Annotated in this window: 12 protein-coding genes; 1 reads left to right on the forward strand and 11 read right to left on the reverse strand. The window is 46.3% G+C overall.

The window, feature by feature from the left end:
• Positions 1 to 12: 12 nt before the first annotated feature.
• Positions 13 to 1320, reverse strand: a complete 1308-nt coding sequence (locus S2091_RS19850; protein WP_105533708.1) for a hypothetical protein — start codon at positions 1318 to 1320, stop codon at positions 13 to 15.
• Positions 1321 to 1506: 186 nt separating this feature from the next.
• A complete protein-coding gene (locus S2091_RS19855) occupies positions 1507 to 4827 on the reverse strand; it encodes an EAL domain-containing protein (RefSeq protein WP_165795050.1) in 3321 nt (1106 codons plus the stop codon).
• Between the two features lie 386 nt (positions 4828 to 5213).
• Here S2091_RS19855 and purL point away from each other — a divergent pair, with 386 nt between their 5' ends.
• Positions 5214 to 9239, forward strand: coding sequence for a phosphoribosylformylglycinamidine synthase (purL, locus tag S2091_RS19860; RefSeq protein WP_105533710.1), 4026 nt, complete (start codon positions 5214 to 5216; stop codon positions 9237 to 9239).
• A 73-nt stretch (positions 9240 to 9312) separates the two neighbouring features.
• On the opposite strand, the gene S2091_RS19865 is transcribed toward purL, so the two are convergent.
• From S2091_RS19865 to S2091_RS19905, 9 genes are all read right to left on the reverse strand, one after another.
• On the reverse strand, positions 9313 to 10005 hold the full coding sequence (locus S2091_RS19865; protein WP_105533711.1) for a hypothetical protein: 693 nt from the start codon (positions 10003 to 10005) through the stop codon (positions 9313 to 9315).
• Between the two features lie 310 nt (positions 10006 to 10315).
• Entirely contained in the window at positions 10316 to 11098 is a 783-nt protein-coding gene (locus tag S2091_RS19870) for a peptidylprolyl isomerase (RefSeq protein WP_105533712.1), read from the reverse strand.
• Between the two features lie 49 nt (positions 11099 to 11147).
• The gene (locus S2091_RS19875; RefSeq protein ID WP_105533713.1) at positions 11148 to 11429 is read right to left on the reverse strand and encodes a BolA family protein; all 282 of its coding nucleotides are present in this window, start codon (positions 11427 to 11429) and stop codon (positions 11148 to 11150) included.
• Entirely contained in the window at positions 11426 to 12064 is a 639-nt protein-coding gene (locus S2091_RS19880; protein ID WP_105533714.1) for a septation protein A, read from the reverse strand. Before S2091_RS19880 ends, S2091_RS19875 begins: the two co-directional genes overlap by 4 nt.
• Before the next feature lie 23 nt (positions 12065 to 12087).
• Positions 12088 to 12483, reverse strand: a complete 396-nt coding sequence (gene msrB / locus S2091_RS19885) for a peptide-methionine (R)-S-oxide reductase MsrB (protein WP_105533715.1) — start codon at positions 12481 to 12483, stop codon at positions 12088 to 12090.
• Positions 12484 to 12504: 21 nt separating this feature from the next.
• A complete protein-coding gene (locus tag S2091_RS19890) occupies positions 12505 to 13962 on the reverse strand; it encodes a protein adenylyltransferase SelO (protein WP_105533716.1) in 1458 nt (485 codons plus the stop codon).
• A gap of 113 nt (positions 13963 to 14075) precedes the next feature.
• On the reverse strand, positions 14076 to 15911 hold the full coding sequence (locus S2091_RS19895; RefSeq protein ID WP_243405505.1) for a chemotaxis protein CheA: 1836 nt from the start codon (positions 15909 to 15911) through the stop codon (positions 14076 to 14078).
• 11 nt (positions 15912 to 15922) lie between these two features.
• On the reverse strand, positions 15923 to 16672 hold the full coding sequence (locus S2091_RS19900) for a protein phosphatase CheZ (RefSeq protein ID WP_105533718.1): 750 nt from the start codon (positions 16670 to 16672) through the stop codon (positions 15923 to 15925).
• A 188-nt stretch (positions 16673 to 16860) separates the two neighbouring features.
• Positions 16861 to 17316, reverse strand: coding sequence for a PIN domain-containing protein (locus S2091_RS19905; protein WP_105533719.1), 456 nt, complete (start codon positions 17314 to 17316; stop codon positions 16861 to 16863).
• Between the last annotated feature and the right edge of the window lie 2 nt (positions 17317 to 17318).

Consider the following 17318-nt stretch of genomic DNA (forward strand, 5'->3'; position numbering starts at 1 on the left):
TTTGTGCTCCCTTTAAAATACGAAATCAAGGCAAAGACTAAAGACACTCACATGTGTATCCGTGGTGTAACTTCCCCCAGTAACTTTACTGAATATACCCGCTGAACCTGCTGGCACTTGAATTTGTTGATATTCCGCCTTGATGTCATAGTTTTTACCGGCATCCCAACGAACCCCAAGCGCGCCAGTTTTTTCATTGGTACTGATCAGAAGTGAATTTGCTCCACCAACTAATGCGAGTACCGCTTGTTGATCTACAGCCGGCAGCAATGGAGTGATGGCAGGCGCTGAAACAGAGGTGACACTGTTGACGTTACGACCAGAAAAGCTGAGATAGGGCGTAAATTTTTGGATCCGATAACCCAGTGTTGCGTACCATGCAGTTACTGTCGAAATGTAAGTGCTTTCGGTTTTCCGTTTTACTACTTCACTGCTGGCAATCCAGTTTCCGCTATCAAAGATTATGCCCAAATCGGTGAAGGTGGCAAATTTATTGTCAATCGCCAAATCATTCGCAATGGTACCTAAAGAACTTAGTGCAGGTAATAATCCCGATGCCTGATTTAACTCTCCCAGCAAGCCATTAAAACCGTTTAGCCCCGTGCCACTGGTGCCTAATCTGGTTTTCATCGTCCCAAAGCGCACTGTAAATGGTCCGTTTTCAGCAGAAAAGTTTATCCCGGCGATGTTGTGCAGCAAAATTTGCTCATCGCCAGAAGCATTTTCACCCTCCAGTACGGATGATCTTCCCATCCAAAATTGCCCGTTTAAGGTGGTGTTGCCAAGTGATGTTTCGTACAGAATATCGCCACCGTCAAATGAGCGCACCGGGACTAGGGCATACACATCTACTGGCGTACGTACCGTTATGTTAGTGTAGCCAACATTGCGAAAGTCGCTAGACATAAAAAATGGGGCACCGATACGCCCCAGGCGCAGACTAAATCCGTTACCCATTTTCAGTTTGCCAAACGCCCATTCAACATCCGGGTTATAACTACCGACCGCATTTTGTTTTGAAAATAGTTGTACTGTGGCTGATAAGTAGTCGTTAAATTTGGCATCGAGCTGTCCACCCAGTTTGGTGTCAGGACCAAAATCGGACGATGTGGTCGCACCATTTTTTTCTGTGCCGGTAGTATAAATCCCATTATCGGTATTGGTTTGCACTACCCCTATCGTTCCGAAACTGGAAAATGAAAATATCGATTGTTTTGGCATCGTCATTGTGTCAGGTGGCGTGACATTATCGGCACAAGCTGCGCTAATAAATCCCGTTGCCAAGAGCCAAATTGCGACCGTTGAATATTTTTTATACATCTTTTATCCCCTGTGTAAACGAACCAAGTTGAGACGCGCACTGAACAGTTTTTTTACTTTATGAAATAAAGTTTGCAACAACAAGTTTATTTTAGAAATAAAAAACAATACGCCAATAAAGCAACAGGCCTCATATTCAGCTTGAATTATTTGAATTTCGTGCTTATGGGAAATAAATAAAATGGTTCAGCCTTCGATTAGTGCGCCCATTGCCAGCTCTTCAAAATCTTGAATGGCAAGAGGGCGGCTAAACAGATAGCCCTGATAAGCGAAGCATCCGGCATTGGCTAAAAATTCACGTTGCTCGCTAGTTTCAACACCTTCCGCGATCACATTGAGCCCCAAACTCTTACCTAATGAAACGATGGTCTTCGCAATGGCTGCGCCGTTTGGGTCGCTATGTACGTCACGAATAAATGATTGATCAATCTTTAACTGATCGAGTGGCAAACGCTTGAGGAAGGACAGAGATGAATAACCAGTGCCGAAGTCATCAAGCGAAAAACCCAGCCCGTGCGCTTTTAATGTCAGCATTTTTTGAATAATATCGTCGACATTTTCTACCAGCATGCTTTCCGTTAATTCGAGTTTTAAGCGATGAGGGTTAGCGCCAGAACGCTCGATGATCGCAAGTACCGTTTCAATAAAGTCCGGTTGCCTGAATTGCAGCGCACTGACATTGACGGCCAGCACCAGTTTTCTCATATTGGGGAGTTTTCCCCATGCCGCTAATTGATTGCAGGCCGTTTCAAGCACCCAGTTTCCTATCGGTAAAATGAGTCCGCTTTCTTCTGCAAAGGGAATAAATAACGCTGGCGACATCATGCCCTGTTCAGGGTGTTTCCAGCGCACTAATACTTCGGCTCCGGTGAGCTTGGATTCACTGGTAAATTGTCCTTGGTAGTGCAGAATAAATTGTTTGTCTTGTAATGCAATCCGTAAATCTTCTTCTAGCGTTGCCTGCTGTTTCATGGCAGATTCCAGGCTTGGGTCAAAGAACCGGATGGTGTTTCTACCGGCTTTCTTCGACTTATACATGGCAAGATCGGCTTGCTTTAATAGCTCGTCCGTTGTGGAAAGCTGGCCATTAAACATGGCCACGCCGATGCTGGCGGTACTGTGATGAACGACATCGCCAAGCTGATAGGTTTGATTAAGTGCATCGAGCAGTTTTAACGCGGCAGTCTTGGCTTTGTTGGCGGCAATATCGTCGTCGGTGCCCAAGCCAGCCAATAGCACGACAAATTCATCGCCACCAAAACGTGCCACCGTATCGCCTTCACGAATACGTTGCATTAAACATTCGGCCACTTGTTTTAATACCAGATCGCCTTTTTGATGGCCTAAGGTATCGTTGATATTTTTAAAATGATCCAGATCAATAAACAACAAGGCACCGTACACGCCGCTGCGGTAGGAAATGGCGATAACCTGGTTGAGCCTGTCTAATAAGAGCGTGCGATTGGGAAGGCCGGTGAGCTGATCAAAATAAGCAAGTTCAAATATACGTTCTTCGCCTTTTTTGCGTCCGGTAATGTCTTCGCTAATCGCGATGTAGTTGCAGATGCTCCCATTCGATTGGCGGATTGGTGAGATGGTGGTGAATTGAATAAATTCCTGGCCATTTTTGCTAACATTGGCAATTTCACCTTGCCATGTTTCGCCTTGTTTAATCGTTTTCCAAAGCTCGACAAAAGTTTGTGGCGGAGTTTTTCCTGATTTTATTAGGCGTGGATTTTTTCCGATAATCTCTTTACGGCTATAACCGGTACGTTTCAAAAAAGCGGCATTGACATATTCAATATCCGCATTCAGATTAGTGATCATGATGCAACCCGGGCTTTGCTCTACTGCCTGGAATAGTTTGAAGCGTTCCGTCTCGGTCTTCATTTTTTCAGTTAAATCACGGCCGAAGGCAATCATTCTTCCGCCGGGCAGATGCCCGGTCGTTAATTCTACAGACACGGTTGATCCATTTTTGTGGTTAATCAACCATTCGCGACGAGTGAATTTGGCGTTTTGGGTTAATGCCAGGTACTCCAATAATTCATCTTCACGTTCTTCATGAATCATGTCAGTTAGCCGTAATTGACTGAGTTCTATTTCGCTGTGGCCGGTTAGTCTGGCGGCAGTAGGGTTGGCGTAAATAAAGTTTCCTTTAGAATTGCTTATCCAGATCGCGTCGCCAGACTCTTCCAGTACTGAACGTAAGTCTGACTCGGCTATCTTGCGGCCAGTAATGTCTTCGCGGAAAATGATCAGGCCGCCAATTTCGCCGCTTTCATACTTCCATGGTTGCGCCGAACAATATAGCCAGCGCTGCGTCCCATCATTTTGCTGCCACATAAATTCGACATTATTAATAGCGACGCCGGCGAACGCCTGTTGATGCAGCTTTTTCCATTCAGGCGGCATGTCCGGATTAATCTCGTAGTGGTTACGTCCGGTAAGATCTTTATAGCCGCGACCATTTTCTTTTAACCATTTTTGGCTATAGGCGATGTAATTCATATCCAGATCCACCATGGCAATGCTAACCGGCGCGTCTTGTATAAACGCTTGCTGCTGCTCTGTGGAGATGGTCACCTTTTTTCCCATCATGCTGGGTTCGGCAATTACGTCATAAATCGCAACAAAATGCTCTGCCTTTGGGCTGGATACGGATAATTGCATCCATTTTTCCAATTGCGGAAAATAGGTTTCAACGCGCACCGGCATTCCAGTAGCCGCAACCCGCCCATAGACGGCCAGGCGTTCGTCGTTGTTTTTTGTATTCCCTGGCATGACTTCACTGAGTTTTTTACCGATAACATTTTTCAACCCAGTTAAAGTTTCAAAGGTCTCATTCACTTTAATGTAGATAAAATCGACAGGTTCGCCGTTTTCATAAACTAGCTGACCGTATTCAAATCCATTCAGGATGCAATCTAAAATAAAGTTGGCCGTGTTTTCATTGTCGTTGACCTCGATTTTCGATGCGTTAATTTGATTTTGTGCATCAATGGCAGCCTTCATTAGTCGGTGCACTACTAATTTACCAATCATTAATAGTAAAAAAATAATGACTGATTCAACGATGGCGCGAGGTGACCTAAATGCACTTGGGTAACTGACAAAAGCACATGTGAAGGAAATTGCCAGTGTAATTAGGGCGACCCGAAACTGACTGACGGCCAGCGCAAAAATAAAGGGTAGCCAAATCCCTTGCGGCACCGAGGAATATAAGAATGCATGCGGATCAAAAACGAAGGGAATCGATAACGCCATTGCAATAATGGCGATGTTGATGGCGAAATTGTGGCCGCTCCGGTACAAATACGCCATTGCAAATAGCAGCAAGGTAATTGATCCCAGCGCAAAGGTCGTGTAATTGCTGTCCTGTGGTGTCGTGTTAGTTGCATAGCTAATCAGTTCCGGAAGCAGGGCGGCAAAGGACAATAACGCTCCTGCATAGAGTGCAAAAAGCGTTAAGCGGTGCGTGCTGAATCGATGATCAGGAAGCTGCATGTGTCCCTGCTTTATGGTCATGAGTAAGAATTGATTGCGTATTTACATCACGCAGCAAGGCTCTTTTCACTATATATTCTTTTGACCCGCAAGCAAGTTTTAACGTCGGTATTCACACTGCTGCCTGTGTTGAAATCATAGCGTGGGTAACTTTGCCTACCGATGATGGTTATTAATAAAATAATTAATTGAATTTTATTCAAGAATATTCTTAATTGGCGGTAACGCGTGAGCATAAAATCGTGCCCACGTTACGGAGAAGGTCAAAAATCAAGCGATTGTTTACATTGAAGTGGTTTATGTCCGTGCTGCATCGCGGTATAATCTCGGTCTTCGTGCAACCCAGTAGATACGCTTACCCGTTTCTACGCCACTCCTCACTCGCTATGTTGATTCTGCCAGGCTCTAACGCCCTGTCTTCGTTCCGTACTCAAGGTCTCCTTTCCCGTTTGCAAGCAATAGAACCGTCGATTATTGCGGTCACCGGGCGCTACACTCATTTTATTGACAGCACTACTGCGCTGGCTGAGGACGACAAAGCGCGCTTATCTGCGTTGTTGACCTATGGTGAGGCGTACGTTGGAAATCCTGAATGCGATAAATCGGGCGATTTATTCGTCGTTATTCCACGCTTTGGTACGATTTCACCGTGGGCCAGTAAAGCCACTGAAATTGCGCACAACTGCGGCATGGCGCAAATCAAGCGCATCGAACGTGGGATTAGTTTCCATGTACAAGTTAAAACCGGCTTACTGGGCGGCGTAAAAAACCTGTCCGAGACGATGCTGCCGAAAGTGGCCGCCTTGTTGCATGACCGCATGACTGAAATCGTGTTGCGCAATGAAACCGATGCAAGTGGCTTATTCCAAGAGTTAACTGCGCAACCGTTAGCGTTTATTGATATTTTAACGGGCGGTGCAGCGGCTTTAAATCACGCTAACGTTGAATTAGGTTTGGCTTTATCCGAAGATGAAATCGCCTATCTGTTCAATGCCTTTACCAGCGCAAAACGTAACCCGACCGACGTTGAGCTGATGATGTTTGCGCAAGCTAATAGCGAACATTGCCGCCATAAAATCTTCAACGCGGACTGGATTATCGACGGCGTAACGCAAGATACGTCCTTGTTTGCGATGATTAAAAATACCCACAAGCTAGCGCCGCGCGGCACGATTGTGGCGTATAGCGATAATTCCTCCATCATCGAAGGCGCCACCGTTTCGCGTTTCTACGCACGCGGTGCCGCAACAGGCAATGTCTATCAGGCCAGCGATGAATTAGTCCACACCTTAATGAAGGTGGAAACGCATAACCACCCAACTGCAATTTCCCCATTCCCAGGCGCATCAACTGGCGCCGGCGGTGAAATTCGCGATGAAGGCGCTACAGGACGCGGTTCAAAGCCTAAAGCAGGTTTAACTGGGTTTACGGTATCGAACTTGTGCGTGCCTGGCAATCTGCAAGCTTGGGAAAATGATGCGGATGTAGTCAAAGGTGTGGCCAACAACGGTAAAGCCGGTAACCAGTACGGCAAACCAGACCGTATCGCCAGCCCATTGCAAATTATGCTGGAAGGCCCAATCGGCGGCGCTTCCTTTAATAATGAATTCGGTCGCCCGATTTTAGGCGGCTACTTCCGCACCTACGAACAAAACGTGGCAGGGCAGGTGTCCGGTTACCACAAGCCGATCATGATCGCTGGCGGTATGGGCAGCATTTCTGATCTGCATACCTTTAAAAACGCCTTGCCGGTCGGTAGTTTATTAATTCAACTGGGCGGCCCGGGAATGCGCATTGGCATGGGCGGCAGTGCCGCTTCATCAATGGCGACCGGTGCCAACACAGCGGATTTAGATTTTGATTCGGTACAGCGCGGTAATCCTGAAATGGAACGCCGTGCGCAAGAAGTGATTAACGCTTGTTGGGCTATGGGCTCAGACAATATTATTTTGTCTATCCATGACGTCGGCGCGGGTGGTTTATCTAATGCCTTCCCAGAAATCACCAATGACGCCAAACGCGGTGCGATTTTTGATCTGCGCCAAATTCCGCTGGAAGAATCCGGCATGGCACCAAAAGAAATCTGGAGTAATGAATCGCAAGAGCGCTATGTATTAGCGATTGCGCCAGAACATTTAGAACTGTTTAAATACTATTGCGAACGTGAGCGCTGTCTGTTTGCCGTGGTTGGTACCGCCACCGAAGAACGTCAGTTAAAAGTGATCGATCCGCTGCATGATAATTCACCGGTTGATATGCCGATGGATGTATTGCTAGGTAAACCACCTAAAATGCTGCGCGATGTAACAACCGTGGCTAACCAGTTTCCTGCCTTAGATTTAACCGGTATCGCCTTAGCCGATGTAGCGCATAAAGTATTGAGTTTGCCTACTGTTGGCGATAAATCATTTTTGATTACCATTGGTGACCGTAGCGTAGGCGCGATGTCGGTGCGTGACCAAATGGTCGGCCCTTGGCAAGTACCGGTTGCTGATTGTGCGGTAACGGCGATGAGTTTTGAAGGCTATTTAGGCGAAGCAATGGCGATGGGTGAGCGTACGCCGTTGGCTGTTGTGAATGCGGCAGCTTCTGGACGTATGGCAGTTGGTGAAACTATTACCAATATGGCGGCAGCCTCAATAGCGTCACTTTCCGACATTAAATTATCAGCTAACTGGATGGCTGCTTGCGGCCAACCAGGTCAAGATGCAGCTTTGTTTGCGACAGTGAAAGCGGTTGGTCTGGAGTTGTGTCCTGCCTTAGGTTTATCGATTCCGGTCGGCAAAGATTCGCTGTCAATGCGTACCACATGGAGCGATGAAGGTACTGCAAAGTCGGTGACTTCTCCGGTTTCATTAATCGTTTCCGGTTTTGCACCGGTCACAGATATCCGCGCTAATTTAACGCCGCAATTAAATCGCGACGCTGGCGACACGGTCTTGATACTGATTGATTTAGGTCGTGGCAAAAATCGTTTGGCAGCATCTGCCTGCGCGCAAGTTATCCAGCAGTTGGGTAATGATGTGCCTGACGTGGATAGCGCAGAAGATTTAAAAGGCATGTTTAACGCGATTCAACAATTGAACCGCGAACAAAAAATTCTGGCTTACCATGACCGTTCCGACGGCGGTTTATTTACCACCTTGTGTGAAATGTCGTTTGCCAGCCGCATGGGCTTAGATATCAACGTTGATATTTTAGCGATGGATATCGGGCACGCTGCCGATTCAGGCGAAGCTAAAAACTGGGCTGGTCAAATTGCGGAACGTCGCAACGAACAAACATTACGCGCTTTGTTTAATGAAGAATTGGGTGCGGTAATTCAGGTTCGTGCCGATCAAAAATCAGCCGTTATGGATGTCTTGCGCAGCTTTAATTTAGGTGCTTGCAGCCATATTATCGGTAAGCCAAACACGAGTGCTGATATTTTAATTACTCGTGACGCTAAAGAGATTTTTAAACAAAGTCGTTCAGAATTGCACCAAATCTGGAGTAAAACCAGCTGGCAATTAGCTCGCTTGCGTGATAATCCAGCTTGTGCTGATGCGGAATATGCACGTCTTGCTGATGCAAGTGATCCTGGTATGCAGCCGAAGTTAAGCTTTGACCCGCAGCAAGATATTGCCGCACCGTTCATTGCCACAGGAGCGCGTCCACGAGTAGCGATTCTGCGTGAGCAAGGCGTAAATTCACATGTGGAAACAGCGTATGTCATGCACAAATCAGGCTTTACCGCTGTGGATGTGCACATGAGTGACTTGATTGCCGGACGTGCCAAATTGGCTGATTTTGCCGGGATTATTGCGGTTGGTGGTTTCTCGTACGGTGACGTACTGGGTGCTGGTGAAGGCTGGGCTAAAACGATTCTGTTTAACGCGCAATTGGCAGAGCAATTCTCGGAATTTTTCCAGCGTAAAGATACTTTTGGCTTAGGTATTTGCAACGGTTGCCAAATGCTCTCCAACTTAAAATCCATTATTCCTGGCGCACATGCCTGGCCTAAATTTACCCGGAATAAATCCGAGCAATTTGAAGGTCGTTTTGTGATGGCGGAAGTCACTGACAGCCCATCTATCTTTATGGCAGGTATGGCTGGAACACAAGCCCCAATCGTGGTTTCACATGGTGAAGGTTTTGCCGATTTCTCTACCACTGGCAATCTGCAAGAAGCAATCGTCGGTTTGCGTTTTGTTGACAATCTGGGACACGCAACTGAAACGTATCCGTACAATCCTAACGGTTCGCCGCAAGGGATTGCTGCTGTGACGACATTAGATGGCCGTTTTACAGCCATCATGCCGCATCCGGAGCGAGTATTCCGTAGCGCAATACATTCTTGGCACCCAGCAGGTTGGGGCGAAGATTCCCCTTGGATGCGTATGTTCCGTAATGCACGTAAGTGGGTGGGCTAACGTTACGCACATGCGTTAATGCATAACAAAAAGGCGCACCAGGTGATGCGCCTTTTTTATTGCTTAATTGAGCTTAAACGTGGGTGCTAACCACATTTCCAGAAGTGGTAGAGCCTTGTAGGTTTTGTGATAATGACTGTAAAAAGCCAGAGAGCGACGTACCCGTGCTGGAAATTCCATCGGTCGATAATAAGTTATTAAAACTAGTTTGCAGTGCCGCTAATGTGGAGTTGGCTGAGTTGCTGGAACTGGTGCCGGTTCCACCAGCTCCAGTACTGCTGCTAGATGCGCTAGAGCTTGACGATGATGCGCCCAGTTGCTGTATTAAATCTTGAATACCACTTTCCAATTTACCTTCGCCGCCGCCATGGTGATGATGGTGGCCCGTTACGCCAGTTGTTGATCCTGACGCACTTCCTGAGCTGGATTGTCCACTGACTTGCGCTTGTATCGCTGCAAACAAGTTCTGTACAAATGCGGACAATGCTTGTTGAGGCGTTTCGCTAGTAGTGGCTGAGGGGCTAGTTGATGCACTATTTGTGGACGTCGCCGCAGCCGCAGCGCTGCTAGTGCTGGCTGAGCTGGCCGTACCTACCCCAAGTTGCGCTAATGCATTGCTAATAGCGCTAAAAAAGCTGTTGCCATTGCCTTGGTTATTGGCTGGCGCTGTGCTATTTCCCCCAGAGTTTTGATTATTGACTGACTGGCCGGAGAAAAATTGCGCATATGCAATTTGTTGATTGTTGCCGAGAGCAGAAATAGACATATAACCTCCATACAAACCATATTAGCGGCATTTTATGTGCATGCAAGTAACAATGCCGCGCTTCCTATTAGTTACGACATAAAATTTTTTTTATTGAGGATAATTGAAGTATCCTTTTGTAAAAAATTTCAGGCAACGATGAATGGGTTTAGTTTAGTCGGTAAGTAGTAATTCAATGCCAGAATAAGCGAGGCAAAAGTCGGTCTGTTTGTACTTGTCATTAGGCACTGCGCGAGCAGCATTGAAAATAAGAATGAAAAAAAGGCATCTATGCAGATGCCTTTTTTATTGCTGAAGCTAAACTACGTGCTTACTTGATCACTGCTTTTTTATGCAGTTCTTCTTGGTAAGCTTGCAATTTCTTTTGCTCTAAACCTTCAACGATTTGCTTTTTCAGCTCATCCAATGTTGGGATTTTAGCTGGACGAGTGTCGTCAACTTTAATCACATGGAAACCGTATTGAGTTTGTACCGGAGTTTCAGTCATTTGACCTTTTTGCAGGCCAACCATTGCATCTGAGAATGGTTTAACGAACGCTGCTGGAGTAGCCCAATCCAAATCACCACCGTTATTTGCAGAACCGGTATCTTTAGATTGTTTTGCTAATTCGTCAAAAGTTGAACCAGCTTTTAATTTAGCAATGATTGCTTTTGCTTCATCTGCAGTCGCTACTAAAATATGACGAACGTGGTATTCCTTGTCGCCAGCTTGTACTTTAATTTTTTCGTATTCAGCGCTGATTTCAGCATCAGTAATTGGGTTTTTCTTCACGAAATCGTTAACTAAAGCACGGATCATGATCGATTGACGGGCAATTTCCAACTGTGCTTTTACTTCAGTAGTTTTAGCCAGGCCTAATTTGTCAGCAGCTTGAATCAGAATTTCACGAGTGATTAATTCATCTTTGATTTTGAGACGCAAGTCTGGAGAGTCTTGAGGCGCATTAGCTTGTGAAGTAATTTGTTTTACCATTTCTTCAACGCGTGACGAAGGAATGGCCGTGCCATTTACTACAGCCACATTTTGTGCCATGACAGGTGCAGTTGCGAAGGCTAGTAATACGAGCAATAAATGAGCAGGTTTAAAAGTCATTATGTATCCCTAAATATGTTTTAAAAATAAAGCTTGAAAATAGAAAAAATTAAGGTACTTCCGAAGGCGCTAAAGCAGTGATTACTAAAGCATGTATATCTGTTTGCATCAAATCGCCAACGGCATCATACACCAGTCGGTGCCGTTGGATAGACTTTATACCATTAAATTTTTCAGATGAAATGGTTACTCTAAAATGCCCCGCACCCGAGGCCGCACCGGCATGTCCAGCGTGTAAAGCAGAATCGTCTTCTATCTGGCACGAAATTGGGTTTAAAACGGCTAAACGTTGTTCAATTTTAGCAATTCTACTTGCCGATAAGTTGTTCATAAGCTTTCCTCAGAAGGTTTGCTGTATCTGGACAGAAATATAATTTGCAGCAGCAGAAATACGAACATGAAACCCATACTGCCAAATAGTTTAAAATTTACCCAGATATCCGTAGAGAAATTATACGCAATCAACAAATTCAAGCCACCCATAGCGATGAAAAAGGCGATCCAAACGTAATTTAGCTTACTCCATACCGTTTCTGGAATAACCAGATCATCTTCAAGTTTGCTCAAAAAAGTACGGGTTAAATTTTTATGCAAGGCAAATTGACTGACAATTAGCGCAACTGCATAACTCCAATACAACATGGTAGGTTTCCATTTAATGAAGGTTTCATTGTGAAAATAAATGGTTAAACCACCAAAAACACTGACGATCAAAAAGGAAATCCACAACATACCGTCTACTTTTTTGCGGCGTACTAATAAATAAGCAATTTGCAGCACGGTGGCAACAATGGTGACAGCAGTAGCCAGGATAATCGGGGCTAGCGCTTGGCTGGGGACGCCGCCAGAAATCAGGTTGCCAAAATAAGTCTGCAAAAACGATTGAGCGGCACTGGCATGACCTTCACCCCATTTGAACATGACAAAAAATAAAATTACGGGGAATAGATCAAATAAAATTTTCATAATGACTGATACAAGTGAGCGAATTAAGGGGTTGGATCAAAGCGTAACGAAGCGGAATTAATGCAATAACGTAGTCCTGTTGGCGGTGGTCCGTCGGGGAAAACATGGCCTAAATGCGCGTCGCAAATATTACACACAATTTCAGTGCGTGTCATGCCGTGTGATTTATCGACAATTTCCCTGACATGGTCAGGATTTAGCGCAGTGAAATAACTTGGCCAGCCGCAGCCCGAATCAAATTTGGCGTCGGAAGAAAATAACGGCGTTTGACAGCATACGCAGGTATAAATTCCCGGCACATGATGATCCCAGAATTTCCCCGTAAACGCACGTTCGGTATCTGCCTGGCGACTCACCTGGAATTCAATGGGGCTTAATTCGGCGCGCCATTCGGCTTCGGATTTAATGACTTTTTTCATCTTGAGTTTCCTTGATTATATCTATGAAGAACAACTAACAGAGAGTGCCCGACCCCAATCTGGCGGGAGGGCTGCATACAATTCATGCTCAGGCTGTTCGTCGAACGGGTTAGCTAAAATTTGGCGTAATTTTTCAATTTCAGAAAAATCATTGCGTTGCGCAGCTTCGATTGCTTGTTGCGCTAAATAGTTACGCAAGATAAATTTAGGATTATGACGTCGCATTACCTGTTGGCGAACTGCATCAACACTGGCTTCTTTTGTTAGCCGCAGCCGATATTGACTGAGCCATTGATCAAGAGCGTCGCGATCAACACATAAATCGCGTAACTGGTCATCCATGCTGGCGTCATTTAAGTAGCAGTCGCTTAAGCGGCGGAAGAAAATGGTGAAGTCCAGTTGATTGATTTTCATCATGCTTAACATGGCGCTAATTAAGGCATCATCTTCTTCCATGCTGCAAGTTAATCCCAGTTTGGCCTGCCACAACGCGGCTAACTTGCTTTGATATTCCAGTCCAAAGTCAGCTAAAGCAGCTTTGGTTTCGTCAACCGAACCAATTAAGGGTAATAAGGCTTGCCCCAGCGCATAACAATTCCATTCGCCGATTTGCGGCTGCATCGCGTATGAATAGCGGCCTTGATTGTCGCTATGGTTGCAAATATGCTGAGGATTAAAGGCTTCCATGAAGCCGAATGGGCCGTAGTCGAGGGTTAACCCCAATATCGACATATTGTCGGTGTTCATCACGCCGTGCATGAAACCGACGGTTTGCCAATGCGCCATCAGATGAGCAGTGCGCTTGGTGACTTTGCGTAGCAGTGCTGCATACGGATTTTCCAGGCCGGACAACTCGGAGTAATAGCGCTGGATAACGAAATCGGCAAGGTTTTTTAACGAAGTGACGTCATCACGATAAAACCAATGTTCAAAGGAACCAAAGCGAACAAAGCTAGCCGCAATCCGGGTTACTACGGCCGTGCTTTCAGGCTGTTCTCGCATGACTAACATCGGTGAACCGGTAATGCATAAAGCGCGCGTGGTTGGAACTCCTAAGCCAACCATTGCCTCAGAGCATAAAAATTCGCGTATCGAAGAACGTAGCACGGCTCGGCCATCGCCCATGCGTGAATAAGGTGTTGCCCCAGCGCCTTTTAATTGCACTTCAAGCCCGGCTAATTCACCTAATAAAATCGCTCGGCCATCGCCCAATTGTCCGGCCCACTGACCAAATTGGTGACCGGAATAGACGGCGGCACGCGGTTGGGAACTGGCTGGTAATTGGTTACCAGTAAATAGATGTATAAATTCGCTAGTTTTTGCTTGCTCGGGTGAAATTCCGCACAAAGCTAAACTGGATGGACTAGTCGCAATTAAATACGGTTCCGGTAAGGGAGTGGGCGGCTGCGGAGTAGAAAATTCAGTGCCTAACGCACCGAAAGAGTCGGTAAATACCAGTTCATTAAAAAGTGTAGACATGCGGTGCGCGACTAAAATACGGCGCTATTGAATTGAAAACACGCTAATTATAAGCACAAACTATAAATGCAAACACGGATAAAGAAAAAATCCAGGATGTCATGTACTTTAATTTATACCGTCACGGCACCCAATGCTTCGCAGCCTTGTAGCAAGAATCCTAAGCCAATGACTAAAACCAATTCGCCTTCTGCTGAACGGGCGGTACCGGTAATTCCCGGCGTACTGATACAAGTAAGCGGTTTAATGACCAAGTCTGATGTGCCATCAACCGATTCAAGCGCCAATATGTAAGGATTGTCTGCTGCAATGACGATGCCGACCCGCTCAGTGCAAGGCTCATAGCCAAGTATGCTGGCTAAGGATCGGACTGGAAGCGGGGTGCCTTGATCGCGCAGCACTGCCGAGCCGCCGACCGTTTCATAGATTTCCGGTAATTCAACCACACGTTGCACTACTGCCATTGGCAAGGCTAAAGAAGCACTGGATGTTCTGACCAACATGGTTGGAACAATGGAGAGTTCAATCGGTAAGCGGATTAAAAAGCTGGTGCCGGTACCGAGGTTGGAGGTGATACGAATATCGCCGCGATGTTTTTCAACTGCCGTTTTCACTACGTCCATCCCGACCCCACGCCCGGATACGCTGGACGCAACTTCTTTGGTGGAAAAGCCGGGTAAAAACACTAATTGATAAGCTTCTTCATGGCTACGTGCATCATTTTCACCAATTAAACCTTTTGAAATGGCGATGGTGCGCAACCGGTTTGCATCCATGCCTTTTCCATCATCGGTGACTTCGATCATGACGCTGCTAGCTTCTTGCCATGCCTTAAGTGCGATCACCGATTTCGCAGGTTTTTTAGTCAGGGCGCGTTCTTCACGCGTTTCAATTCCATGATCCAGGGAGTTGCGTAGCATGTGTACCAGCGGATCGTACAGGCTATCCACCACAACTCGGTCAACTTCAGTTTCTGCACCGGAAATACTGAGATCAACGTCTTTCTCAAGATCTTTGGCGAGTTCTCTCACCAAGCGGGGAAATTTTTGAAATAGGCGGCCGACCGGTTGCATCCGGGTTGCTAACGAAGCGCGCTGCAATTCCGTTGAATAGCGTGAAGCGCGTGACAGCGTTTCTGTCAGTGCGGTCATTAATACGGTGGCGCTGTCGTCAAATTTAAATTGCGCCAGTTTTTCGAGCAATACGCCCGCCTGATTTGCTGCCTGTACAGATTCGCCGGCAACCTCCAGCAGTACATCGAGTTTTACCGCATCAATCCGAATACTTTCTTCTTTTGGCGGCGCTAAATTTTGCTTAACTTCCGCTGAGCTGACTTTAGCAATCGGAACAGCACTATGTAGTGGTATTTGTGCGGCGGCTATTGTTGCAGCTGCTGCGGCGGCAGTCGGTGAGATAGCCGATGAGGCTGCAGTTGAGGCTGCACTGGTACCCGCTGGTACAACCGCCTGATAAAGTGCGTCCCAGTCAATACCATCTGCATCGATTTGCGTTGCCTGAACGACGGGCGTAACTGGTGTCGGAACAGGTACTGCGGCTATTGCAGCCGGTGGCCCTTTACCTTCAATGGCATTGGTCAGTATTACTTCTAGGGCATGCGGCATCAGTGATAACTGATCCGGAGCGGTGCCGTTGTGAAGTGCTTTAAGTTGGTCGGCCACAAAACCGCTGGCCTCTAACGCCGCTTCAATGGCGATTAAGGTCACTGGCGCTTTACCGGTTCTTAATGCATCAAATAAATTCTCTGTCAAATGGCAAGCCTCTACCATTGCGGTCAAATTCATGAAGCCAGCGCCACCTTTAATGGTGTGGAATGACCTGAAAACCGCGTTTAAGGTTTGCATGTCATCCGGGTTGCGCTCCAGGGAGAGCAAGTGTTCTTCCACATTCGTTGCGAGGTCCAATGCCTCGACAACGAACTCTTTGAGCATGTCATCATCCATTAGAAGCCCAGACTATCAAGTAGATTATCTACGTCGTCCTGCTCCATCGCGGAAGCAGGTACCGACGGGCCCTCCATCAATTCAACCGGTTTATCTTTCAATATTGCTGACATCGCCGGTGCATTATCAATCAAAATTTGAGCCAGCTCATGCTCTACTGCGCTGGTAATGGTGACCACTTTTTTGATTAATTGCCCAGTTAAATCCTGGAAATCCTGCGACATCATAATACTCAGCAACCGCGCTTTTTCAGCTTCAGTTGAGGCAATGGCATCTTTGGCAAATTTCTGTGAATCACTGGCTAATGTTTTGAATGCCTCTATGCTCATTTGACCTTTGAATAAGCTAGTCCAGCGTTCATCAATGTCTTTGGCTTTTTTGGCTAGTTCGTCCTGTGCCGGCATACCTTCATCGGTCGCATTTAAGACTTTATTGGCAGCTTGCTCGGTGAGTGTGGCGATGTATTCAAGTCGCCCGTGGGCGTCGGTTATTTGCGAGGTGACTTCAGCTAGTGAGCGGTCATAGCCCAATTCCCGCATCGAGTCATGTAGTACGCGAACTACGCCGCCCAAACGCTCAAAAATTGGTTTGTTGGCGTTTGAATCTACCTCGGCCTCTTCTGAATTTGAAGAGGTTTGCGTAGTTGAAGTTGCTTGGGTTGCTACCGCTGGCGTTGATTGAGCGGCGGCCGCCGGTTGAGAGGCCATCTCTTCAAACAGTGCTTCCAGATCTTCGTCAGAGTCGTTCATAGTCCCTTGATCTCCATTATTGGGCGCAGACTCCGCCTCAGAATACAAAGTTTAAATCGAGTTTTAGCCAGGCTTAAATCATTATTTATTGTCTTGTGGAAATAATTATTGGGGATAATTTACACTTATCAGCATATGTCATCGATTGATAAAAACAACTATAAATTCATCAGAGAAATAAAAATAACTTAAAACTCCACTGAGCCTAGAAATTTTTCGGGCGATAAAATCTGAAATAAACCTAATTGCGCGACTTTTTTAGCGCATTTCAGTAAGGCTTTATCTTTTGTAATCAGGTGGGTTGCATGCGCATCTCTGGCCAATTCCATAAATTGCTGGTCATCCGGATCGCTGCAAATTGGTAGTTTTATAGTAGACGACAAATCTGGATTGGTACAACGAATTAGCTGATCAAAAGCCGCGCTGATGGCGGGGCGTGTTTCATCGGTAATCGGTAATTGTTTGTAGTGCAATACTGTTAGCCATTCATCACGGCAACTGTTTTTTGTGATGGCGGTTAATGTGCCGTTTTGCAAACCCGCAAGCAATGATGCCCAGCGTGGGTCGTGAAAGACGAATAAATCCAGGCAAACATTGGTGTCTAACACTAAAACTAGGCGGCTTTCAGGTGGTTTAGGTATCATGT

It is taken from the genome of Solimicrobium silvestre (assembly GCF_002976435.1).
Taxonomy (GTDB): Bacteria; Pseudomonadota; Gammaproteobacteria; order Burkholderiales; family Burkholderiaceae_D; genus Solimicrobium; species Solimicrobium silvestre.

Excerpts from the sequence above, each read along its gene's own strand:
- msrB (WP_105533715.1), bottom strand. The coding sequence starts at position 12,483 with ATGAAAAAAGTCATTAAATCCGAAGCCGAATGGCGCGCCGAATTAAGC.
- S2091_RS19880 (WP_105533714.1), bottom strand. The coding sequence starts at position 12,064 with ATGAAAATTTTATTTGATCTATTCCCCGTAATTTTATTTTTTGTCATG.
- S2091_RS19855 (WP_165795050.1), bottom strand. The coding sequence starts at position 4,827 with ATGCAGCTTCCTGATCATCGATTCAGCACGCACCGCTTAACGCTTTTT.
- S2091_RS19865 (WP_105533711.1), bottom strand. The coding sequence starts at position 10,005 with ATGTCTATTTCTGCTCTCGGCAACAATCAACAAATTGCATATGCGCAA.
- purL (WP_105533710.1), top strand. The coding sequence starts at position 5,214 with ATGTTGATTCTGCCAGGCTCTAACGCCCTGTCTTCGTTCCGTACTCAA.
- S2091_RS19850 (WP_105533708.1), bottom strand. The coding sequence starts at position 1,320 with ATGTATAAAAAATATTCAACGGTCGCAATTTGGCTCTTGGCAACGGGA.
- S2091_RS19890 (WP_105533716.1), bottom strand. The coding sequence starts at position 13,962 with ATGTCTACACTTTTTAATGAACTGGTATTTACCGACTCTTTCGGTGCG.
- S2091_RS19895 (WP_243405505.1), bottom strand. The coding sequence starts at position 15,911 with ATGCTCAAAGAGTTCGTTGTCGAGGCATTGGACCTCGCAACGAATGTG.
- S2091_RS19870 (WP_105533712.1), bottom strand. The coding sequence starts at position 11,098 with ATGACTTTTAAACCTGCTCATTTATTGCTCGTATTACTAGCCTTCGCA.
- S2091_RS19905 (WP_105533719.1), bottom strand. The coding sequence starts at position 17,316 with ATGATACCTAAACCACCTGAAAGCCGCCTAGTTTTAGTGTTAGACACC.
- S2091_RS19875 (WP_105533713.1), bottom strand. The coding sequence starts at position 11,429 with ATGAACAACTTATCGGCAAGTAGAATTGCTAAAATTGAACAACGTTTA.
- S2091_RS19900 (WP_105533718.1), bottom strand. The coding sequence starts at position 16,672 with ATGAACGACTCTGACGAAGATCTGGAAGCACTGTTTGAAGAGATGGCC.